Genomic DNA, 21,678 nt, shown 5'->3' with positions numbered 1-21,678 from the left:
CATGACCGATCTGCTGTCCGGCATCCGCGTCCTCGACCTGACCAATGTTCTGGCTGGCCCCTACTGTGCCTATCAGCTGGCGCTGCTCGGGGCCGATGTGATCAAGGTCGAGGCGCCGCAAGGCGGCGATCTGGCGCGCCAGCTCGGCGGCTCGCCGGAACTCAACAGCACCGGCATGGGCGCTTCGTTCCTGGCGCAGAACGCCGGCAAACGATCGGTGGTGCTCGATCTCAAGAAAGAGGCCGATCGCGAACGCTTCCTCGATCTGGTCGCCTCCGCCGACGCGCTGGTCGAGAATTTCCGCCCCGGCGTGATGGATCGGCTGGGGCTCGGCTATGCCAGGCTGAAAGAGGTCCGCCCCAGTCTTGTCTATTGCGCGATTTCGGGCTTCGGCCAGACCGGGCCGATGCGCGACAATCCGGCCTACGACCAGATCATCCAGGGTCTTTCGGGCATCATGAGCATCACCGGCACAGCGCAGACCGCGCCGCTGCGTGTCGGATACCCCGTCGCCGACACGCTGGGTGGGCTGGTCGGGGCGTTCGCCATCACGGCGGCACTTGTGAAGCAGAAGACGACAGGCGAGGGCGCTTTCCTCGACGTGTCGATGCTCGAATGCACGCTTTCCGCGCTGGGCTGGCCGGTCTCCAACTATCTGACGGCAGGCGTCGAGCCGCAGCCGATGGGCAACGAGAACATGACGGCGGCACCTTCCGGCACGTTTCGCACCGGCGACGGTCTGCTCAACATCGCCGCCAACAAGCAGGAGCAGTTCGTCACGCTCTGCCGGCTGGTCGGGCTGCCGGAGCTGGCGTCGGACCCGCGCTTTGCCGAGCGCGAGACGCGCAAGCGCAACCGCATCGCCTTGAAGGCGCTGATCGAGGATGCCCTGGCGAACAGCTCGGCCGCGGCCTGGGAGGAGACGCTCAATCGCGCAGGCGTGCCGGCGGGCAGGGTGCTGACGATCCCGCAGGTGCTGGCCGAGCAGCAAGTGATCGAGCGCGACATGACCACCCGTTTCGATAGCATGCCGAACATCGACCGACCGCTGACCGTCGTGCGCGGCGGGTTCATGGTCGATGGTGCAGCACCGTTGCCGACCAAGCCGCCGCCGGCGCTGGGCGAGCATATGGACGAGGTGTTTGCCAGTCTGCCGCCGCGCGTCAAGAAAAGGGCGCAGGCATGAGCGACGCGAGAACATGAGCAACGTTGAGAAAAAAACCGGCCGCGAGCGCGGTGAGGAATGGTGGCAGACCGATATCATCGAAATGCGCCCTGGCGTGATCCGGCTGCGTGGCTATGAGATCCAGGACCTGATCGGCCGCGTCAGCTTTCCGGCGATGATCTGGCTGATGCTGCGCGGCGAACTGCCTGGCGAGGAGCAGGCGGCGCTGCTCGGTATCGCGCTGGGGGCGGCCGTCGACCACGGGCCGCAGGCGCCGTCGATCGCCATTGCCCGCATGGCGGCCACCTGCGGCGTCGGCATCAACAGCGCCATGGCTTCAGCCATCAATGTGCTTGGCGACGTGCATGGCGGCGCCGGCGAGCAGGCGCTTGCCTTCTACGGCGACATCGCCGCGGCACTGGACGCAGGCGTGACGCTTGCCGATGCCGTCGCGTCGCGGCTCGATCGCTTCTTCGCCGAGGAAAAATCCTATGTGCCGGGGCTCGGCCATCGCTTCCACCCGGTCGATCCGCGGGCGCCGCGTCTCATCGAGCTGACCCGCGATTTTGCCGCGCGCGGCGTCGTCAGCGGACGTTTCGCCGACATCGCCGAGGCTGTTGAGGCCGAGGTCGCGCGGCGCAAGGGCAAGAAGATCCCGCTCAACATCGACGGCGCCACCGCCGTCATCTATGGCGAGCTCGGCTTTCCGCCGCCGCTGACACGTGGCCTTTTCGTGCTGTCGCGCTCGGTCGGCATCTTGGCGCATGCGTGGGAACAGTCGCAACAGAGCGACCGCAACAAAGGACCACTGCCGCGCGAATGGTTGTGGGCCTATACCGGCACGCCGGTCCGGTCTTTCCCTCAGGGAGAGGACGACGCCAAATGAGACCTTGGTTCAAGTTCGCCAGCGGGCGCTGGCTGGGGAATTTTCAAGTTCTTCAGCAGCGTTGAAAGTTCGGGCTCGTCGATAAGCACGGCTGCGTCTTCCGGCGCCAGCCATGCCCGCTGCCGCCTTTTGGCTTCCTGCCAGTTGGCCAGTTCCTCCGTCACCGCCAGCAGGTAGACAGTGACGTCGACGCGGACGAAGCGGTTCGTCAGCCGCTTCCAGTAGGAATAGGTGCCGGCCGGCTGCTTCAGCGTCTTGCCGAGGACGCCGGCTTCCTCCCGCGCTTCGATGGTGGCTGCCTTGCGCCCACTCTTGCCCTTCATCGGCCAGCCCTTGGGCACGATAAAGCGCCTTGTCGATATCGAGGTGACCAGCATCACCTCGACGCCGCCATGCCTGCCCAGCCGAAAGGGAATTGCCGCGACCTGGCGGATCCGCTCGCCCTTCCTCGCCTTGCGCACGACCTTCTTCTTGGTGGCTGCCATTGCCGACGATCCAATCAGGGCAGTGCCCAAGCGCAAAGGCACGTTGCGAAATCAAAACCGCCTTTGATGCTACTTTAAGTAGAGCGGCGTTCAAGCATATCAGCTAAATAAATGAAAACGCCGGGCCATCAGCGGCAGACGCTGATGAAGCGGCTGCCCGATCGCCGCAACTGGCAAGTAGGCGCCATCTGCGGCACATCTGGCCGTTGCGGCACGACCACGCGATCCTGGGCACGGAACTGCTGTTGCTGCTGCTGAAATTGCTGCCGTCGCAGCCTGTTCTCCAGCATCTGCAATTCGCCTTGCAGGACCACGGTTTTGCGATTGGCGGGAGCGACGTTCTGCGCGGAGACAGCCGCGCCCGACAGCATCGCTGTTGCCAGGGTTGCCGACATCAAGATCGTCGAAAGGCGAAGCGGCGACATCCATCCATTCCCTTACGAAACAGAACCTTGCGATTATATAGGGCGTTTGTCTGATGATGCCATGGATTAAAACCCCACGCCGGAGCGGAATTGGCTGACTAGCCAGTCAGGGCGCAAAGCCCGTCGACCGATGTGTGCTGGCAAAGGGCACCAATACGAGGCCGACGACAAGAAGCTGGAGGGCATCGTGCAGTTCCATGCCTTTCAGGCCTGGATTGGATAATTTGAACCGCAACATCGCACAGTTGAAAATCGCGGCACGGGCGGCGCTGCGTTCCCCGGAGCCTTTGGCCACGGCACGGCGATAGCCCAGCTGCGCGACTATTCGCGGAATGCGCGGCTGATCTGGTCGGTCAATGGCTTCATCAGAAACGAGATGACGGTGCGATCGGTCGTGCGCATGAACGCCTCCACCGGCATGCCCGGCTTGAGGCTTTCCGGATCCAACGAGCCAAGCTTGCCTTCGTCAAGCCTGATCCGCACGCTGTAGTAGGATAGTCCGTTCCGCTCGTCTTCGACGAGGTCGGGAGAAACCGTTGCTACATGTCCTTCGAGTTCCGGCGTGACCTGCTGGCTGAACGCCGACAGCCGCAGATGGACAAGCTGGCCGGGCTGGACCTGATCGATGTCTTGAGGCGCGATGCGTGCGTCCACAGTCAATTCGTCAGCGGTCGGGACAATCATCATAATTGGCTCGCCGGTCGTGACGACGCCGCCGACCGTATGGATCGCAAGCTGATGCACCCGTCCGTTCTGGGGTGAACGAATATCGGTCTGTCTAAGCAATTCCTCCGCGGCGATCTTTCGCTCTGCCAATTCTGTGGTTCGAGCCTCCGTTTCGCGTAATTCTTTCGCGACCTCGCTGCGCCAATCCTGCTGGATCTGGATGATGGCCATTTCTGTTTCGCTGATTCTGCCGTTCGCTTCGGCTATCGCAGCGACGAGTTGGCCGCGCCCTCCCTCGATCTGAGCCTCGCCCCGCTCCAGGTCCAGGAGTCGCGACCGCTGGACGAGTTTCTTTTCCCAAAGGCCCCTGACGCCCTTGATCTCGTCGCGGACCAACGCAATCTCGTGCTCCTTGGCCGCCCTTTGTGCCTCGAGGCCCGCTATCTCCTCCTTGAGCTGGCTCACCCGTTGCCTGCGTTGCTCGATTTGGGCACGGTAAGCTCCCCGGCGCAAAGCGAAAAGTTTCTGCTCCCCGCCGATCACACGCGCCACATGTCCAACAGAGGAGCGGCTGGTGAGATCCTCGGAAAAGGCTATCGCCTCGGCACCCTCACGCTCCGCTGTGAGGCGTGCCCCCCGCGCCGAGAGTTCGTCCAGGGTATTGGTTATGACGGCGAGATTGGCGCGTGTAAGCGTGTCGTCGAGACGGAGCAAAATATCGCCTGCTCTGACTTCATCGCCGTTGCGCACGTTGATCTCACCCACAACGCCGCCACTTGGATGCTGAACCGCCTTGACGTTGGATTCCACTGCGATATGGCCGGTAGCGATGACGGCGCCTGACAATTCCGTCGTTGCGGCCCATGCACCAAGGCCGCCGACAAGCAGCGCCACGGTTGCGGCGCCAAGAAGCATATACCGGCGAAGGGATAAGTCGTTCTGCGTCGGCTGCGATCGCACATCGGTAGGGAGGTTAGCCCGAACGAACAGCAGCCCGCCGATTTTGCCCTTGACGCCGGCCAGATGGCTCGCTCCGGCACGAATATGCGGAATCATCCCCCTCACGCCGTTACGCGCGCCAAAGAACGATCGATCATGAAATAACGTCATCCTGATGCCTTTTCCTCCGGGGCAACTGCTTGAAGCGTTCCCACGGAGGCACTCCGCGTCGTGCCCCCGACGACCAGATCCCTCGCCCCAAATGCGTGCTGACGGCCGGAGTCGAGAACAAGTAAAAGGTCCACTGCCGCCAGGGCGCTTGGACGATGGGCGATGACGACAACCACGCCGTGCCGCTGTTTGACTGCAAGGATCGCCTGGGTCAAAGCCTGCTCGCCTCCAGCGTCCAGATTCGAGTTCGGTTCATCCAAAACAACGAGGAAAGGATCACCATAAAGCGCGCGGGCCAGTCCGATGCGCTGCCGCTGTCCTGCTGAAAGCGATGCGCCGCCCTCGCCGATCTCGGTCTGATATCCGCGAGGCAAGCGCAGGATCATTTCGTGCATGCCCGCGGTCTTGGCCGCCGCGATAATGGTTGCCGGATCCGGAGAAGGATCAAAGCGGGCAATGTTTTGAGCAATGGTACCTGCGAAAAGTTCGACATCTTGCGGCAGATACCCGATGTGCCCCCCCAGTGCCTCAGCCGGCCACTGTTCGATGGCGGCGCCGTCCAGGCGGATTTTGCCGCGCGCTGCCGGCCAGACGCCGACGAGCGCCCGCGCCAGTGACGATTTGCCCGATGCACTCGGACCGATGACACCGAGCGCGGAGCCGGCGCTCAGCGAAAACGTAATGTCCTGTACAACAAAACGGCGCTCGCCTGGCGGAACGACGCCGATCCCTTCAACCGAGAGTTCGGTCCGCGGCGGCGGCAGCTGCAAGCGATCCTCTGTGGCGGGGAACTCCCTGAAAAGTTCGCTCAGCCGATGCCAGCCTTGTCTAGCGGCAAGAAAGTTCTTCCAGTGCGCAATTGCGAGTTCGACTGGCGCCAGCGCTCGCGCGGTGAGAATAGAACTTGCGATGATGATGCCAGGCGTGGCTTCCTGGCCGATCACCAAATACGCTCCGATCGCGAGAACGACTGATTGCAGCAGCATCCTAAAGCCGCGGGAGAGCGCGCCGAATGAACCCGTGACATCGCTGGCGCGCATCTGCGCCCGCCTGTATTTGCCGTTTGCTTCCGCCCAGCGCGAGGCCATCGTGGATCTCATGCCCATCGCTTCGAGCACCTCGGCATTGCGGATGCTTGCCAGTGCGATATTGCTGCGCGCTCCGGCATATCCAGACATTTCAGTTGCTGGATGGCGGACAGTTTTCTCCGTGAGCACGGTCAATGCCAAAAGCAGGATCGCCCCAATCAGCGCAGCCAGGCCGAGCCAAGGATGGAAGGCAAAACAGAGCGCGAGATAAAGCGGCATCCACGGCAGGTCGAAAAGAGTGGCGGGACCACCGCTGGCCAGGAAACCGCCGATTTGATCGAGATCGCGCACCGGCTGCATGCCCTCGCCCGAACGGCCTCTGGCCAAGGGCAATTGCGACATCACGCGGTAGGTCCGCTCACTCAGGCGCTCGTCCAGTCCGCTGCCGATACGCGCCAGCACCCGGCCGCGGATCGCGTCGAGTGCACTTTGAAAAACATATAGAATCGAAATCAGCAGGACCAGAGCCACCAGCGTCGGCACGCTACGGCTGGGCAGGACCCTGTCGTAGACCTGCAGCATAAACACCGAGCCGGACAACATCAGCACGTTGATAAGGCCGCTGAAAGCCGCCACCGCCAAAAAGGCGCGCCGGAAATGCGCCAGGCAGGCAGCCAATTCGGACTTCGCCCTCGGCGGGCGGAGCTTCTCTGAACCAGATTGTGACATTGATGTCCCCTCGATCAACCGCATGCGTCAGCAGGCGATGCGGGCCCATAACTGCAGGCCCGCATCGTCCGGCATTGGCTACGCGGCCTGATCGGCGATCACGCTGTTGTTATGCGCAGACAGTTGCTCGATGAGTTTCGCAGCCAGCGCGTCGGCATCGCCCGCTTGCGTATGTGCATACTCTGCCCAATCAAAAGCCGGTCTCGGATCGCCCGCATTTGCTAGCGCGGTCGACGCATTGTCCCGGACCTGCTCGATAGCGTCGTCGAGTTGGCCCCGAGCGTTCCCGAGTTGTGGAAACACGATGTTATCGCCGTCAAGCGCCACCTGTGCACCACTCTCCTTAGCCGTGCCAGGCGTTCCTTCAGCCTCCTCATGTTCGGCCAGGGTCTGGTCAGACCGGAAGTTTACGCCCTGTTTGCCGAAGAAGGTTGCAAGCCACTGGGAGCCAGAATTCGGCTGCCCAGAATCCGGCGGCGTTGTCGGGGCCGGTTCAGCTTGCGCCGTTGGTGTCGGGGCCGGCTCAGCTTGCGCCGTTGGCGTTGGTTCCTGCTGCGGCGCCGGATCGGAAACTGCCGCCGGTTCATCCTGAACGGCAGCGACGGCTCCCTGCTTCGGATCGACGAGATCGAGTTTGACGTTCTTGCTCCCGACAGAGACGGTGCGCGTCGAAGCTTCGATGCCCGCCCCCGAGAAGGTTACTGTGTAGGTGCCGGGCTTGAGCGCGAGGTCGTAGCCGCCGGCGCCCATGGTCTTCGTCGTAAACGTCGCGCCCGTCGAACTCTTCGCTGTGATGGTGAGACCGGATAGACCTTCACCGGGATCGTAGAACCTATCCCCGTCCTTGTCGTCGATCGCCACACCGGTCAGGAACAGGTCTGATCCGGTCTTGGCGAAATTCTCCGCCACGAAACCGCTGGAGCGCCCCCGGTAATCGCCAACCTCGAATCCAAGACCTACCTCGCGGAAGTTCCCGTTGAGGATGTTGGCACGATGACCCGGGGAGTTCATCAGGTTGTTGTGCAGGAGCAGAATCTCGTCATTGTAGCCCGTCGGTGACCTGGTCGTAGCCCATGCGATGTTCTCTCCTGTCGCCCAGGAGCCCGTTAGGGTGTAGCCGGCAGCCTTCATACGCTGGGTGGGCGAGGACCCTCCCGACCCCGTGTGAGAAAAGGTGTCGGTTGCAAGCATCCATCTGCTGTGCCCCTCAGCCGCCTCGCTGAGATCATTATCGAAGGCCAGCGGCTGCACGCCGGCCTTAGCCCTCTCCGCGTTGATAAGTTCAAGTAGATATTGTTCATGTGCGCTATGTTGCGGCATTAGATCGTCGCTCCACTGTTTCGTTTTTGGACGGTCCCGCCAAGCTGTAGAATTTCCCAATCACGCTTGGTAAAAGCCGACTGTGGCTAACCTGCGGCAAGCAGCTGTTAACCATGATTTTGTTAAAGAGAATTTGTGGGGATGCGATAACACGAAATTTCATATTGTAATGCAACCAGCAAGTGTGACATTCAATTATGCGCGTTCTCGCGATGCGCGACGTGCGCGCCAGGCCGTGACGAGTTGAGAGTGGCGGCCGCGGCTATGCCGCCGGCAAGAGGTCGGGCTCTCGTCCTTTACCCGCATGCTGCCGGCATCCAGATCGGGACGGCGCCCGGTCCGGTCCCCGAACGCCTCGCGTCGACCATTGCCATTAACCGAAGGTTGTTCGCCGATCCTGGACATCAGGGACCCGTGTGGCTGGGCCGTCTCGATCGCTGTCAAGATCGTTAAACGAAAAGCTGATCAAGTCGGCTTCGCCGTGCAACCGGGACGCTTGGTTGTGGAGCGCTGGATCAGCTGCAACAGGCGGCTGATGGTAGACGCGCGCCCCGCAGTGGGGTTAGACGGGCCCGCCCGCGGCCCTCGCTTCAGTCGACTTCGCGCAGGCGGTATCCTACGCCGGTTTCGGTGGTGATGTAACGCGGCTGGTCGGGCGTTTTCTCGATCTTTTGCCTGAGCTGCCGCACATAGACCCTGAGATACTGCACGTCGGTCGAATCGCCCCAGACCTGCTTCAAAAGAAACTGGTGGGTGAGAACCTTGCCGGCGTGCTGCACGAGGATGCGCAGGATGTCGTACTCCTTCGGCGAGAGCTTTATCTCCCTGTCCTCGATCATGACGATGCGCTTCACCAGATCGACCGTGAGATCGCCGGTGTGGAAGACCGGCTTCTCGCCTTGCTGCTGGAACTTGTGGCGGAGCGCCACGCGGATGCGCGCGACAAGCTCGTTCATGCCGAACGGCTTGGTGATATAGTCGTCGGCGCCGAGATCAAGTGCCGAGACGATGCCGGCCTCGTCGGTGCGGCTGGAAAGGATGACGACGGGAACATCCAGGCCGTCGTCCCGCCATTTGCGCAGCAATTCGTGACCGCCCATGCCGGGCAGGCCGAGATCGAGCAGGATCAGGTCCGGCTTTTCCGTCTCCACGAGTTCGATCGCCGTCTTGGCGTTCGGCGCCTCGCTGATCGCATAGCCCTGGCTGCCAAGGCCGACGCGGAGCAGCTTGCGGATCGGCGGTTCGTCATCGACGACCAAAATCCTGACGCCCAGGTTCGTCATGGCAAGTTCGTCATGGCAGGTCATCCATGCCGGGGTCGCCCACATGTTGGTCTGCCGCTACCGGCATCCTGATGGTAAAAACCGCACCCGGGCGGTCGGTCCTGTTGGCCGCCGAAATCGTCCCGCCCATCGCCTCGATGAAGCCACGGCAGATCGAGAGCCCGAGCCCGGTGCCGGCACGGACCTGATCGCCCTTGCGCACCCGGTGGAACGTGTCGAAAATGCGCTCCAGATCCGCTGGCGGAACGCCTGGCCCCTCGTCCATGATCTGCAGCATGACGGAACCATTGTCGACCCAGCCCTGCAGGCGGATCGTCGAAGCTGGCGGGGCAAATTTAGCGGCATTGTCGAGGAGATTGAACAGCGCTTGCTCGAACAGGACGGGGTCGACCCTCAGCATCGGCAGATCCGTGGGAATGTCCATTTCGGTCTTGTGTTCGCCGATGATTTTTCTGGCTCGATGCAAGGCGGTGCCGACAATGTCGCCGACATAGTGGAACGCGTAGTTCGGCTCCATCGCACCGGATTCGATCTTGGTCATGTCAAGCAGATTGGCGATGAAGCGGTTCAGCCGCTCCGATTCGTCGAGCACGGTCGACAGCAGGTCCGCCCGGTCCGTTTCGGGAAGCGCCGGCGCAAATTCCCGCAATGTGCCGGCGGCGCCCATGATTGCGGCAAGCGGCGTTTTCAGGTCATGGGAAATCGAGGTCAGCAGCGCCGAGCGCAGGCGGTCCGCCTCGGCCTCGAGCCTGGCCCGGTCGACGTCGGCAACAAGCTGGATGCGCTCGATCGCGACCGCCGCCTGATCCGCGAGTGCGTCGAGCAGGCGCTTCTGTTCGGGGGTCAGCAACGGGCCTTGCTTGTCGTTGTCGAGGCCGACGACGCCGACGGCGGTGCGACCGGTGCGCAACGGCAGATACAGGCGTCTTGCTCCGGGAAGCGTGTCGGCGCCGCGGCCTGCGGGGCGATCGTGCTCCCAGGCCCAACGGGCGGCCGCGATGTCGGCCTCGGCCAGCGTGTCGTCGGGTGGGTAACCGGCCTTGACGGTGATCGTGCCGTCTTCCGGCAACAGCAGCACCACGCGCAGCTTCAGCATCGAGGCGATCTGGAAGGCAGTCGCCCAGAGCACGTCGTCTAGCGTGCCGGCGCCGGCGAGCTTCTTCGAGAAAAGATAGATATCTTCCGTGGCGCGTGCCCGCGCGCGGGCAGCGACCGCCTGTCGCTGCACCCGCGCTGTCAGATTGCTGGCAATGACCGCAACAACCAGGAAGGCAGCCAGCGCCACGATGCTCTCCGGGTCCTGGATCGTCAGCGTGTAGCGTGGTTCCAGGAAGAAAAAGTTGAAGGCAATGGCGCTGATGAGGCCGGCATGCAAAGCCGGCCAGAGACCGCCGGTCACCGCCGACGTCAGAACCCCGATGAGAAAGATGATCGCCAGATTGCGGACGTCGAGGAACTGGTGGAGAAGGACCGCGAAGGCGAGCGAGCCAGCAACATAGGCCGTGGCCTTGAGATAGGGCCAGATATCGAATTGCCACTGCTCGTCCGCCACCTTTACGGTCCGTGACGTCGCCTCGTCGTTGCGTTCGTTTCCCGAAATGACATGGACGCTGATGTCGCCGGCATTGCGGATGAGATCATAAGTGAGCGAGCCTTCGATCAATTCCCGCCAGCGCGAACGGGTCGGCCTGCCGATCACGATATGGGTGAAGTTGTTGGCGGTCGCATGGCGAACGATGTCCTGCGCGACGTTCTGGCCTGGAATGGTCGTTACTTCGGCGCCAAGCTGCTCGGCAAGGCGCAGCAGCGTCGCGAGCCGATCCTTTTCCTCCTCGGACATGGCGGCTGAACGAGGGGTATCGACATGAAGCGCCGTCCAGGGAGCGCGGAGCCGGTCGGCCAATCTCCGCGCATAGCGGACGCGGGCCGCCCCGCCCGGACGCGCATCGACGCAGACGAGAACCCTTTCCCCCGCCGCCCAGGGCCCGGGTATGGCGTGGGCCTGCATGTGGGTCAGCAACTGCTCGTCGACGCGCTGGGCGGTGCGGCGCAGCGCCAGTTCCCTGAGCGCCGTCAGATTGCCCGGCGAGAAATAATTCTCGATCGCGCGCCGGGCGGTGCTGGGGATATAGACCTTGCCTTCCTCGAGCCGCTTGATCAGGTCGTCGGGCGTGAGATCGATGATCTCGATGTCGTCGGCCTGGTCGATGATGGAGTCTGGAACCGTCTCGCGCACCCTGACGCGCGTGATCTGCGCCACGACATCGTTCAGGCTTTCGACATGTTGTATGTTGAGCGTGGTGTAGACGTCGATGCCGTGCGTCAGGATTTCCTGAACGTCGAGATAGCGCTTGGGATGGCGGCTGCCCGGTGCGTTGGTATGGGCAAGCTCATCAACGAGGACCAGCGCCGGACGCCGGGCAAGGATGGCATCGAGATCCATTTCCTCGAGGATGCGCCCCTTGTACTCGACCCGATGACGGGGAATCACCTCATAGCCGTCGACCAGCACCTGGGTTTCCTTGCGGCCGTGCGTCTCGACGACGCCGATCACCACGTCCACTCCGTCGGCCAATCTTGCACGGCCCGACATCAGCATTTCATAGGTCTTGCCGACACCGGGTGCTGCGCCCAGAAAAATCCGCAGACGACCGCGCGCCTCCCGCTCCGCACGGTCAAGCAGGGCGTCGGGTGAGGGTCGGGTTTCGTTGCTTCTGTCGTCCGGCATCACAATCGATCATGAATGGCGCCGGGGATGGTGTCGATCCCCAGCCTGCCACTCATTGCTTCCCACAATTCATTGCTTGATGGCCTCGTCCAGCGCCAGGTTAAGCGCCAGCACATTGACCACAGGCTCTCCCATGAAGCCGAGCTCGCGGTCCTCCACATGGCTGTCGACAAGCGACTTGACACTGGCTTCATCGGCGCCCCTGGCCCTGGCCACCCTGGCGACCTGGAAATAGGCGGCCTCGGGGCTGATATGCGGATCGAGGCCGCTGGCTGAAGTCGTGACCAGATCGATCGGCACCTTCTGGTTCGGATTTTCCGCATTCAGCCTGTCGGCATCGCTCTTGACGCGGTCGATCAGCCTAGGGTTGGTCGGCCCAAGATTCGAGCCGCTCGAAGCGGCGGCGTCGTAGCCGTCGCCCGCAGCCGACGGCCGGCCATGGAAATAACGCTCGCTGGCAAAAGCCTGGCCAATCAGTTCGGAGCCGACGACCTTGCCGTCCCTCTCGATCAGGCTGCCATTGGCCTGGCGCGGGAACAAGGCCTGGGCGATGCCGGTCATGCCGATCGGATAGATCAGGCCGGTGAGGATGGTGAAGAAAACGATCATGGTGATCGCGGGTCTGATTTGCTTGAGCATCGACTTCATTCCTTATGCGAGGCCAAGCGCGGTGATGGCCATGTCGATCGCCTTGATGCCGACGAAGGGGACGATGATGCCGCCGAGGCCGTAGACGAGAAGGTTACGGCTGAGCAGCGCGGCCGCGCCGATGGCGCGATATCTGACGCCCCTCAGCGACAGCGGGATCAGCGCGACGATGATCAGCGCGTTGAAGATGATGGCCGAGAGAATGGCGCTCTGCGGCGTCGCCAGATGCATGATGTTAAGCGCCTGCAGCGGACCTGATGTCTGCCCCGGCGCGATGTAGAAGACGGCGAACAGGGCCGGGATGATGGCAAAATACTTGGCCACGTCGTTGGCGATGGAGAAGGTTGTCAGCGAGCCGCGCGTCATCAGCAGCGCCTTGCCGATTTCGACGATCTCGATCAGCTTGGTCGGGTCGCTGTCGAGGTCGACCATATTGCCGGCTTCGCGTGCGGCGACCGTGCCGGTGTTCATGGCAACGCCGACATCGGCCTGCGCAAGAGCAGGCGCATCATTGGTGCCGTCGCCGCACATGGCGACGAGCTTGCCTTTGGCCTGTTCGTCGCGGATGAGCTTCAGCTTGTCCTCGGGCGTCGCCTGGGCAAGGAAATCGTCGACGCCGGCCTCCGCCGCGATCGCCGCCGCCGTCATCGGGTTGTCGCCGGTGATCATCACCGTGCGGATACCCATCTTGCGCAGTTCGGCGAAGCGTTCCCTGATGCCGCCCTTGACGATGTCCTTGAGATGCACGACGCCGAGCAGGCGTCCGTCGCGCTTGACCGCAAGCGGAGTGCCGCCGGATTTGGCGACATCGTCGGCGATCGCCTGGAGGTCGCGGACGGTGTCGCCGCCGGGGCGCGTGCCATGCGTGGCGACGGTCGACTGATTGACGAACGCGAGCACCGAATCGACCGCGCCCTTGCGAATCGAAGAGCCATCGATGTCGACGCCGCTCATGCGGGTTTGCGCAGTGAAGGGCACGAAAGCGGCATGCAGTGTCGCCATGTCGCGGGCACGGATGGCGTATTTCTCCTTCGCCAGCACGACGATCGAGCGGCCTTCCGGCGTTTCATCGGCAAGCGAGGCCAACTGCGCCGCGTCGGCCAACTCCTGCTCGGTGACGCCCTTGACCGGGCGGAATGCCGTCGCCTGGCGATTGCCGAGCGTGATCGTGCCGGTCTTGTCGAGCAGCAGCGTGTCGACGTCACCGGCCGCCTCGACGGCGCGGCCCGACATCGCCAGCACGTTGAACCGCACCAGGCGATCCATACCGGCGATGCCGATGGCCGAAAGCAGCGCGCCGATGGTCGTCGGGATCAAGGTGACGAACAGGGCGACGAGAACGGTCACCGAAATGGTGCCGCCCGAATAGGCGGCGAAACTCGGGATCGTTGCCGTCGCCAGCACGAAGATCAGCGTCATGCCAACGAGCAGGATGTTGAGCGCGATCTCGTTGGGCGTCTTCTGGCGCGCAGCGCCTTCGACCAGCGAGATCATGCGGTCGAGGAACGTATGGCCGGAGGCCGCGGTGATGCGCACGCGGATCCAGTCAGACAGAACCTGCGTGCCGCCGGTCACCGCCGAACGGTCGCCGCCGGATTCACGGATAACCGGAGCGGATTCGCCGGTGATCGCTGCCTCGTTGACCGAAGCGACGCCTTCGATCACCTCGCCGTCCGATGGAATGATGTCGCCGGCCTCGACGAGCACCACGTCGTCGACCTTCAGGCTGGTGCCGGGCACCAGCTTGAAATTGCTGCGGTCGTCGCCGCTCAACAGCTTGGCCTGGCTCTCGGTGCGAGCCTTGCGCAGCGAATCGGCCTGCGCCTTGCCTCGGCCTTCGGCGATCGCTTCGGCGAAGTTGGCGAAAAGCACGGTGAACCACAGCCAGATGATGATCTGCAGCGAGAAGCCGAGATCGCCGCCACCAGTGACGAGATCCTTGACGAACAGGACTGTCGTGAGCGCCGAGACCACGGCGACGACGAACATCACCGGATTGCGCATCAAGGTGCGCGGGTTCAGTTTCCTGAAGGCGCCGTCGATGGCGGGCAGCAGAATGCGGGCATCCATGATGACAGCGGATTTGGACTGGCTCATTTGGTGGCTCCAGTATCGATGTTGTTGGTTGGCGCCGATCGATCGGATGCCGAACGAAGATGCGGAAGCCCGGAGGCCAGCAGCCAGATCACGATCATGACTGCCGCAATGCCGAAGAACGTGGACATGGTCGGGAAAGGAGGCGGGGTTGCCCCTTTCCGATCATCTCGATGCCGAATCTTGCGACGTATGGTTTCGAGCCAGGACATAATTTTGATCCAAGGTGGGACGGTTCAGAAAGTCTGCCCGTGGATGCCAGCCAGGTGCTCGACGATCGGTCCGACCGCCAGCGCCGGGAAGAAGGTGAGGCCGCCTACGATCAGAATGACGCCCACCAGCAGCCCGACGAACAGCGGCCCGTCGGTTGGGAATGTGCCGGCGGAGGCCGGCACCGTCTTCTTGGCGACCAGCGAACCAGCGATCGCCAGAGCCGGGATGATGACCAGGAAGCGGCCAATCAGCATGCCGATGGCGAGCGTGATGTTGTACCAGGGCGTGTTGCCGGTCAGGCCGCCAAAGGCCGAGCCGTTGTTGGCGGCAGCCGAGGTGTAGGCATAGAGAACCTCGGAGAAGCCGTGCGGGCCGGCATTGGCCATCGAAGCGACGCCGGTCGGCAGCACCACCGCGATGGCGGTGAAGATCAGCATCGCCAGCGGCAGGCAGAGAATGGCGAGCATCGCCATCTTGACCTCCTTGGCCTCGATCTTCTTGCCGAGATATTCGGGCGTGCGTCCGACCATCAGTCCGGCAACGAAGACGGCGATCACGATGTACATCAGGATGCCGTAAAGACCGGCGCCGACACCGCCGACAATGACCTCGCCGAGCTGCATGTTGATGATCGGGATCATGCCGCCAAGCGCTGTGAAGCTGTCATGCATGGCGTTGACGGCGCCGCAGGACGCGGCGGTGGTGATCACCGCAAACAGCGCCGACAAGGCGATGCCGAAGCGTGTTTCCTTGCCTTCCATGTTGCCGCCGTCGATGCCCAGCGCATGCCCCAGCGGATTGCCTGATGCTTCCGCCCAGTAGCAGACGGCGACGCCGGCGATGAACAGGACGCCCATCGCCGTCAAGATCGCCCAGCCCTGGCGCTGGTCGCCGTTCATGCGGCCGAATACGTTGGTCAGCGCCGCACCGATGGCGAAGATCGAAACCATCTGGATAAGATTCGAGATCGCGTCGGGGTTTTCGAAGGGATGCGCGGCATTGGCGTTGAAGAAGCCGCCACCATTGGTGCCGAGCATCTTGATGGCGATCTGCGAGGCTGCTGGCCCGACCGCGATTGTCTGCCGCGCGCCTTCCAGGGTTGTGGCTTCGAGATAGGCGCTGAGCGTCTGCGGTATGCCGAGATAGACATAGACCAGCGTCAGCACGATGCAGAGCGGCAACAGCAGGTAAAGGGTGCAGCGGGTCATATCGACCCAGAAATTGCCGATCGATTTGCCGGAAGCCTTGGTGAAGCCGCGGATCAGCGCGATTGCGACGGCGATGCCGGTCGCTGCGGACAGGAAGTTCTGCACGGTGAGGCCGGCCATCTGCACGAGATAGGACATCGTGCTTTCACCGCCGTAGTTCTGCCAGTTGGTGTTGGTCATGAAGCTGGCGGCGGTGTTGAAGGCGAGCCCGGGTTCGACGGCGCTCATGCCGGCCGGATTGTACGGCAGGCTGCCTTGCAGCCGTTGCAGGGCGTAGAGCACCAGGAAGCCGGCGAGGTTGAAGAACAACAAGGCCGCCGCATAGGTGGTCCAGTGCTGCTCCTCACGCTCGCTGATCCCCGAGATGCGATAAAGGCTGCGCTCGACAGGACCCAAAATCGGCGAGAGGAATGTGCGGTCGCCGCTGAAAACGCGATACATGTAGCCGCCGAGCGGCTTCACCAGCAAAACGACGATCCCGCAATAGACGAGGATCTGCATCCATCCGTTGAAAGTCATTGAAATAACCTTCCGTGCCTGCGCCAGTTGCCGTTAGAAACGTTCTGGGCGAATGAGGGCGTATGTCAGGTAGACGAGAAGGAACAGGGTCACAGCGCCACCGAGGATATAGTCGACAAGCATGTTGCGGTCCTTCCGCCTAAAGACTGTCGCAGGCTTTGACGAAGGCGAAGAACAGGGCGAAAAACAAAAACCGTATCCCGAGAACGATGATGTCCATCGGAGCTGTTCCTTATTTTCGTTTTTGCGCTGGCTTGCCTGCAGCCGGGCAGCGTTGAAGTCATGTGAAGACACTCTGTCGCGATGATAATGGCGACCGAGATGTGTCCTTCCCGACGGAATATGGATCCAAACCCCATAAAGGTTCGAGACGTGGCGAAGAGGAAAGAAATAAGAATCCTATAAAGACTTTGCCGTCGCGGCTCTCAGCGCGGCGCTCAAAGACAAGCCGTGCGGCGGGGCGAAGCCGCCGAAAATCAGCGATTTCGCGTATAGATCACGGCATAGTCGTCCGCATACGCCCGCTTCCAGCCGAGTTCATCGAAGAATGGGATGGGGCTGTCGTCCAGCGTGCGAATGGCTGGCGGGTGCGAAGCTGATGCGGGAACGAGGGCGGACTCGCTCCGCCAAATCGGCTGCTCAGCCTTCGGCCTTGAAGTTCTTTGCTTCCTTCTCGACCTTGGCGCTGTCCTTGCCGTGCTTGCGCATCAGATCCTTCGCCTGGTTGGGCGAAACGTCAGTTGTCTCGGCCAGTCGCAGGGCCTCCTTGTCGTCCGGTTCGCGTTTCTTCCGATCGGCCATTGCGGTCCGTTTGTCAGCCATCACAATGCCTTTATGCTCTTGGCGATTTCGTTCAGCACCTTGCGGTCGGTGCCGTGGCGCTTGATCAGCGTGCGAGCCTGGTCGGGAGTGATGCCGGCTTCCTCGGCGAGATGCCTCACCTCATAGTCTTCGTCGCCGGCTACTTGTGAGCGATCGCGGTTGTCGGTCTTGGTCTTGTCGTCGGGCATGGCAGTTCTCTCCTCGCTTGGACCTGGAGCATAACGGCGGAGATTTCGTGAGGTTCCTTAATGCCTGTCGCCCAAAAGCGCGCAGCGGTTTTGGGACAACGACATGCATAAACAGGAACAATGCATGTCGCCCAAAGCTGCGCAGCCGTCTTGGGCAACGACATCCCTAAAAACAAGAACCAAAAGCACGTGGCATCGCGCTCTTCAGACGTGACGCGCTTTAATGCCGGCCTTCGCGCACAAACACATGGGCTTCCTTGGCGGCCGCCGTGAATGCCCGCCGCGCAGTGCCAACCGCCCGCCGCTGCTCCATCGCATCCATCATGGCTTTCAAGGCCGCGCGATATTTCGGCCCGCGCTTTTCGTTTGGCCATTTGTCGACCAGAAGCGAGGCCGCCTGGACCGTCCTCGTCACAGAAAGCCGGCGTCCGGTGCGTTCGCTCTCGATCGTCACCGGAACGTCGAATTGTTCATCACGCATTGCCGTCAATCCTCGACTCCAAGGACAGCAACGGCGCAGCGGAGTTATTCGTTCCGATAGCGAATGGCGCGATCAATCCCGGTCACGATTCATGGTTACTGAATAGCTTACCTCGCCGGTGTCGTCCGGACAGTGCGCAAGCCAATTGCGGGCCGGGTGATGTGCATTAGCGGCACCGATGGTCGAACACGATCCCCATGGTCCTACCAATTGCGGTCATGACGATAAGCTCGACCAGTTGGTCGTCGCTGTCCGTACAAGCTGGGCCTGCCCGGCGGATGGTATCTATTGCGGCTCTGGTCGATATGGTGTCGCCGGCGCGGAATTTTGAAAGCGCAGATGAAACGAGTTCATGGGCCGGCAAGTCAACGACAGGCGCTCTCGAAACGATGTCCATTGGCCTCCTCCGCCATGAACTCTCTGCCACGAGAATAATACGCCGAATGGGTGGTTTTCGCCAGCGAAATTGTGGTCCGACCAGAGGTCGATCGGACACCAATTGGACTGGGACAGCTAGCTTTTTGCAGGGCTCAGCGCGATGCTGCCGACCTCGATTTCTCTCTGGCCTTCGCAGCTGGCTTGACCCTTATACGCATCGCTCCACCCTCGGGATGATCGATCTCAAAGGCATTGGTCTTGCGCACGAGATCGCTCAGCTTGCGAAAGCCGAAGGTCCTGGGATCGAAGTCGGATACCAGATTGGCGAGCTGATTGCCGACAATCCCGAGCGGCACCCAGCCGTCCTCGGTTCCCATCTGTGAAATGACTCTGGTGATGATCGGTGTCGCGGCGCTGGGCGGCTGCAAGGATTTCGTCGGCGCCGCATCTTGCGCGTTGGCTGACGCAGTCGGAAGCAGGTTCTCGGTGTAAACGAAGCGGCGGCATGCCTGCCGGAAACTCTCCGGCGTCTTCTGCTCGCCAAATCCATAAACGTCGATGCCGTGCTCCCTGATGCGAGCGGCAAGGCGGGTGAAATCGCTGTCGGACGACACCAGGCAGAAGCCTTCGAACCGCCCGCTGTGGAGAAGGTCCATGGCGTCGATGACGAGCGTGATGTCGGATGCGTTCTTGCCGGTGGTGTAGGCGAATTGCTGCTGCGGGATGATCGCATGCTTCGACAGCACGTCGGCCCACGCCTTTGAGCGGGTGCTGGAGAAATCGCCGTAGATGCGACGGACGCTTGCCTCGCCGATCTTCGCGATTTCCTCGAACAAGCCGTCGGCAATCTTGGCCGAGGTATTGTCCGCGTCGATCAGCACTGCAAGCCGTGGAGAACGTGGTTCGGTTGGCAAGGTGAGCCCCTGTTTTTGGCTGCGCACCAGAGACATATGGTGCAGCGGAGCCATGCGAAACCTCTTTATCGAGATACGGACGTCATCTACTTCTCCAGATACAAGATCATGCCGGCGTGGTGCAGCACACCGTCGATGAACGTTCCGTCAGCGGTAAAGCCGGTGTCGTCCCAGTAGTCGATGTGATTTCCCCGGATCTCATAGCGCCCCTGGTATGCGCTGTCACGGTTCCCACGCGCTTCGTCATAGCGACCATTTGGAAGCAAGTTGTGGCGGATATGGCCATCCGCCGTGACCCACATCCCGACATAGGGGTGGCTTGCCGAAGCTGGGGTAACGGAATTTTGCGCGATATTCATTTGGGCGAAGCCTTTCTGTGCGGATAAGCCGGCCGCGCCGGCAACAAGCACGGCAGCGGCAAGTATGGAAATCTGTTTCATCGGACTACTTGCTGGCTGTCGGCCGGATGACGATCTCGTTCACGTCGACATCGTCCGGCTGTTCGATGGCAAAGCGCACGGCACGGCCGATCGCGTCGGGCTGCAGCGCAATGGCGCGATAGGTCTTCATCGCTTCCACTGCGATCGGATCGGTGATCGTGTCGGCGAGCTCGCTCTCGACCACGCCGGGATGAATGCAGGTGACGCGGATGTTGTCGTGCTCCTGCCGCAAGCCATCGGAGATGGCGCGGACCGCGTATTTGCTTGCGCAATAGACAGCGGCTGTCGGCGATACCGAAAGCGCGCCGATGGAGGCGATGTTGACGACATGGCCGGAGCCTCGGGCCGTCATCTGCGGCAGCACCGCAGCGATGCCGTAGAGCACGCCCTTGATGTTGACGTCGACCATTCGGTCCCATTCATCGACCTTCATCGAGATCATCAGCGACAACGGCATGACGCCGGCATTGTTGACGATCACATCGACGCGTCCCCAGGCCTGGCGCGCCGCATCGGCAAAAGCGGCGACATCGTCGCGGTCGGTCACGTCCAGGCGGCGTGTCATTGCCTCCCCGCCCTTTGCCCTGATCTCTTCTGCGAGCGCGTCCAGCCGACCGGTGCGGCGCGCACCGAGCATGACCTTTGCTCCTGCGGCACCGAGCTCCCGGCCGATGGCGGCGCCAATGCCGCTCGAAGCCCCGGTGATGAGCACGACTTTGTTGGGGGACAAGTTTAGGTTGAGGGACATGTTCGGTCTCCGTCTGGTTGATTTTGCGAACCGCGATGCAGCGGTTGCCACGAAGATGGATCTGTTTCACTGTAGCGATAAGACGACCATTTGTTTACAGCGTCGAAAGCACAGCTAACCAATGCAGCCGGATCTCAATGCGCTTGCCGTCTTCGCCCTCGTCGCCGAGGAGCGGAGCTTTCGCGCGGCTGCGGACCGGATGGGCGTCACCCGCTCGGCCGTCAGCCAGACGATGAAGCGGCTGGAAGAGACGCTCGGTATCGGGCTGGTCCAGCGCACGACGCGAAGCGTCAGCCTGACCGAGGCTGGCGAACGCCTCTACGCCGAGATAGCGCCCGCCATCGCCGACATGCGCGCCGCAATGGAGAGCACCGGGGACCTGCGCGGGCGTCCGCGCGGGCAGTTGCGGCTCGCCGTCTCGTCGATCGCCGAGCGCTTTCTTTCAGGGCCGTTCCTGGCGACCTTTGCCGAAGCCAATCCGGAGGTCCGGATGGACATCACGGTGACGGACGAGGAATTCGATATCGTCGCCGAGGGATACGATGCCGGCGTCAGGCTCGGCGAGGTGATCGAGCAGGACATGATCGCGGTGCCTGTCGCCGGTGACGAACGGCAGCTGGCCGCCTGCGCGCCGGCCTATCGTGATCGGTTTGGCGAGCCGTCGCATCCGCAGGAACTCGCGGGCCATCGCTGCATTGGCTGGCGTCGCGCCCCGAAGGTCGCGCCCTATCTCTGGGAATTCGCCGAGGACGGCAAGGAGTTCAGCGTCGCGGTCGCGCCGGCGATCACGACCAACGACATGGCGTTGATGATAAAGCTCGCCATTGCCGGAGCCGGCATCACTTTCGGCATGGAGGAAAGCTTTCGCCCGTGGATCGCTCGGGGCGAACTGGTGCCGGTTCTCATCGACTATTGCCCGCGCTTTGCCGGCTTCTACCTTTATTATCCGAGCCGTCGCAACGTCGCGCCGAAGCTGCGCGCGCTTGTCGAACACCTACGGCGTCCTGGCTAGCGTTTTCCACGCGGACGATTGAACCGAAATCGCTTTCCGGCCGCCCGCGTTGGGACGGGAGTCCAGATCGTCAAACTCCGCTGTGCGCACCCGGTATCTCGATGTTGCATTTATATTAGTGTGAGCGCATGTTTTCATCAGCCGGCGCAAGCCGGTTAGGCCCGGTGGCCAGCCGGTCACCCCCAACA

General features: G+C 62.2%; 22 protein-coding genes. 3 read left to right on the top strand and 19 right to left on the bottom strand.

Annotation, left to right across the window (positions count from 1 at the left end; genetic code table 11):
• The first annotated feature begins 1 nt into the window (after nt 1).
• Nucleotides 2-1,186, top strand: coding sequence for a CaiB/BaiF CoA transferase family protein (locus AC0L2K_RS18730; protein ID WP_287196178.1), 1,185 nt, complete (start codon nt 2-4; stop codon nt 1,184-1,186).
• A gap of 13 nt (nt 1,187-1,199) precedes the next feature.
• Nucleotides 1,200-2,051 (top strand): citryl-CoA lyase, encoded by an 852-nt coding sequence (locus tag AC0L2K_RS18725; protein WP_023797466.1) that lies wholly within the window; start codon nt 1,200-1,202, stop codon nt 2,049-2,051.
• Here the strand turns inward: AC0L2K_RS18725 and AC0L2K_RS18720 are convergent.
• The 19 genes from AC0L2K_RS18720 to AC0L2K_RS18630 all read right to left on the bottom strand — a co-directional run bounded on the left by AC0L2K_RS18720 (nt 2,027) and on the right by AC0L2K_RS18630 (nt 20,460).
• On the bottom strand, nt 2,027-2,536 hold the full coding sequence (locus tag AC0L2K_RS18720) for an NUDIX hydrolase (RefSeq protein WP_128173503.1): 510 nt from the start codon (nt 2,534-2,536) through the stop codon (nt 2,027-2,029). The genes AC0L2K_RS18725 and AC0L2K_RS18720 overlap by 25 nt on opposite strands.
• Before the next feature lie 128 nt (nt 2,537-2,664).
• A complete protein-coding gene (locus AC0L2K_RS18715; protein WP_473523542.1) occupies nt 2,665-2,961 on the bottom strand; it encodes a hypothetical protein in 297 nt (98 codons plus the stop codon).
• Nucleotides 2,962-3,282: 321 nt separating this feature from the next.
• Nucleotides 3,283-4,737: an HlyD family type I secretion periplasmic adaptor subunit gene (locus AC0L2K_RS18710; protein WP_473523543.1), complete on the bottom strand. Its 1,455-nt coding sequence runs from the start codon at nt 4,735-4,737 to the stop codon at nt 3,283-3,285.
• A complete protein-coding gene (locus AC0L2K_RS18705) occupies nt 4,734-6,494 on the bottom strand; it encodes a type I secretion system permease/ATPase (protein ID WP_473523544.1) in 1,761 nt (586 codons plus the stop codon). Before AC0L2K_RS18705 ends, AC0L2K_RS18710 begins: the two co-directional genes overlap by 4 nt.
• A gap of 78 nt (nt 6,495-6,572) precedes the next feature.
• Nucleotides 6,573-7,814, bottom strand: coding sequence for a CAP domain-containing protein (locus AC0L2K_RS18700; protein WP_287230406.1), 1,242 nt, complete (start codon nt 7,812-7,814; stop codon nt 6,573-6,575).
• 590 nt (nt 7,815-8,404) lie between these two features.
• On the bottom strand, nt 8,405-9,097 hold the full coding sequence (locus AC0L2K_RS18695; protein ID WP_287239819.1) for a response regulator transcription factor: 693 nt from the start codon (nt 9,095-9,097) through the stop codon (nt 8,405-8,407).
• A 10-nt stretch (nt 9,098-9,107) separates the two neighbouring features.
• Complete coding sequence (locus tag AC0L2K_RS18690; protein ID WP_473532020.1) at nt 9,108-11,825, bottom strand: DUF4118 domain-containing protein; 2,718 nt, start codon at nt 11,823-11,825, stop codon at nt 9,108-9,110.
• A gap of 69 nt (nt 11,826-11,894) precedes the next feature.
• Nucleotides 11,895-12,464 carry a potassium-transporting ATPase subunit KdpC gene (gene kdpC / locus AC0L2K_RS18685; RefSeq protein WP_023797475.1) on the bottom strand — a complete coding sequence of 190 codons (570 nt, stop codon included), beginning with the start codon at nt 12,462-12,464 and terminating at the stop codon, nt 11,895-11,897.
• Nucleotides 12,465-12,476: 12 nt separating this feature from the next.
• Nucleotides 12,477-14,570: a potassium-transporting ATPase subunit KdpB gene (kdpB, locus tag AC0L2K_RS18680; protein ID WP_287363678.1), complete on the bottom strand. Its 2,094-nt coding sequence runs from the start codon at nt 14,568-14,570 to the stop codon at nt 12,477-12,479.
• Complete coding sequence (locus tag AC0L2K_RS18675; protein WP_023797477.1) at nt 14,567-14,779, bottom strand: hypothetical protein; 213 nt, start codon at nt 14,777-14,779, stop codon at nt 14,567-14,569. Before AC0L2K_RS18675 ends, kdpB begins: the two co-directional genes overlap by 4 nt.
• A 24-nt stretch (nt 14,780-14,803) precedes the next feature.
• Complete coding sequence (gene kdpA, locus AC0L2K_RS18670; protein ID WP_473532019.1) at nt 14,804-16,507, bottom strand: potassium-transporting ATPase subunit KdpA; 1,704 nt, start codon at nt 16,505-16,507, stop codon at nt 14,804-14,806.
• A 33-nt stretch (nt 16,508-16,540) separates the two neighbouring features.
• Nucleotides 16,541-16,630: a K(+)-transporting ATPase subunit F gene (locus AC0L2K_RS18665; protein WP_023797479.1), complete on the bottom strand. Its 90-nt coding sequence runs from the start codon at nt 16,628-16,630 to the stop codon at nt 16,541-16,543.
• 516 nt (nt 16,631-17,146) lie between these two features.
• Nucleotides 17,147-17,329 carry a hypothetical protein gene (locus AC0L2K_RS18660; protein WP_036262205.1) on the bottom strand — a complete coding sequence of 61 codons (183 nt, stop codon included), beginning with the start codon at nt 17,327-17,329 and terminating at the stop codon, nt 17,147-17,149.
• Complete coding sequence (locus AC0L2K_RS18655; protein ID WP_023797481.1) at nt 17,329-17,517, bottom strand: DUF3606 domain-containing protein; 189 nt, start codon at nt 17,515-17,517, stop codon at nt 17,329-17,331. Before AC0L2K_RS18655 ends, AC0L2K_RS18660 begins: the two co-directional genes overlap by 1 nt.
• 220 nt (nt 17,518-17,737) lie before the next feature.
• A complete protein-coding gene (locus AC0L2K_RS18650; RefSeq protein WP_051505610.1) occupies nt 17,738-17,998 on the bottom strand; it encodes a DUF982 domain-containing protein in 261 nt (86 codons plus the stop codon).
• Between the two features lie 166 nt (nt 17,999-18,164).
• Entirely contained in the window at nt 18,165-18,395 is a 231-nt protein-coding gene (locus tag AC0L2K_RS18645; RefSeq protein ID WP_027153036.1) for a hypothetical protein, read from the bottom strand.
• Nucleotides 18,396-18,528: 133 nt separating this feature from the next.
• A complete protein-coding gene (locus AC0L2K_RS18640) occupies nt 18,529-19,290 on the bottom strand; it encodes an NYN domain-containing protein (RefSeq protein WP_287239865.1) in 762 nt (253 codons plus the stop codon).
• A gap of 86 nt (nt 19,291-19,376) precedes the next feature.
• Complete coding sequence (locus AC0L2K_RS18635; protein ID WP_128247428.1) at nt 19,377-19,649, bottom strand: Atu4866 domain-containing protein; 273 nt, start codon at nt 19,647-19,649, stop codon at nt 19,377-19,379.
• An 85-nt stretch (nt 19,650-19,734) separates the two neighbouring features.
• Nucleotides 19,735-20,460 (bottom strand): SDR family oxidoreductase, encoded by a 726-nt coding sequence (locus AC0L2K_RS18630; RefSeq protein WP_128173553.1) that lies wholly within the window; start codon nt 20,458-20,460, stop codon nt 19,735-19,737.
• A gap of 139 nt (nt 20,461-20,599) precedes the next feature.
• Between AC0L2K_RS18630 and AC0L2K_RS18625 the strand changes: the two genes are divergently transcribed.
• Nucleotides 20,600-21,490 (top strand): LysR family transcriptional regulator, encoded by an 891-nt coding sequence (locus tag AC0L2K_RS18625; protein ID WP_473532018.1) that lies wholly within the window; start codon nt 20,600-20,602, stop codon nt 21,488-21,490.
• The last annotated feature ends 188 nt before the right edge of the window (nt 21,491-21,678 follow it).

The sequence above is a fragment of the Mesorhizobium sp. WSM4817 genome, from assembly GCF_055811135.1.
The sequence above is the reverse complement of the archived record's forward strand: the minus strand, read 5'-3'. Positions and strand labels throughout refer to the sequence as shown.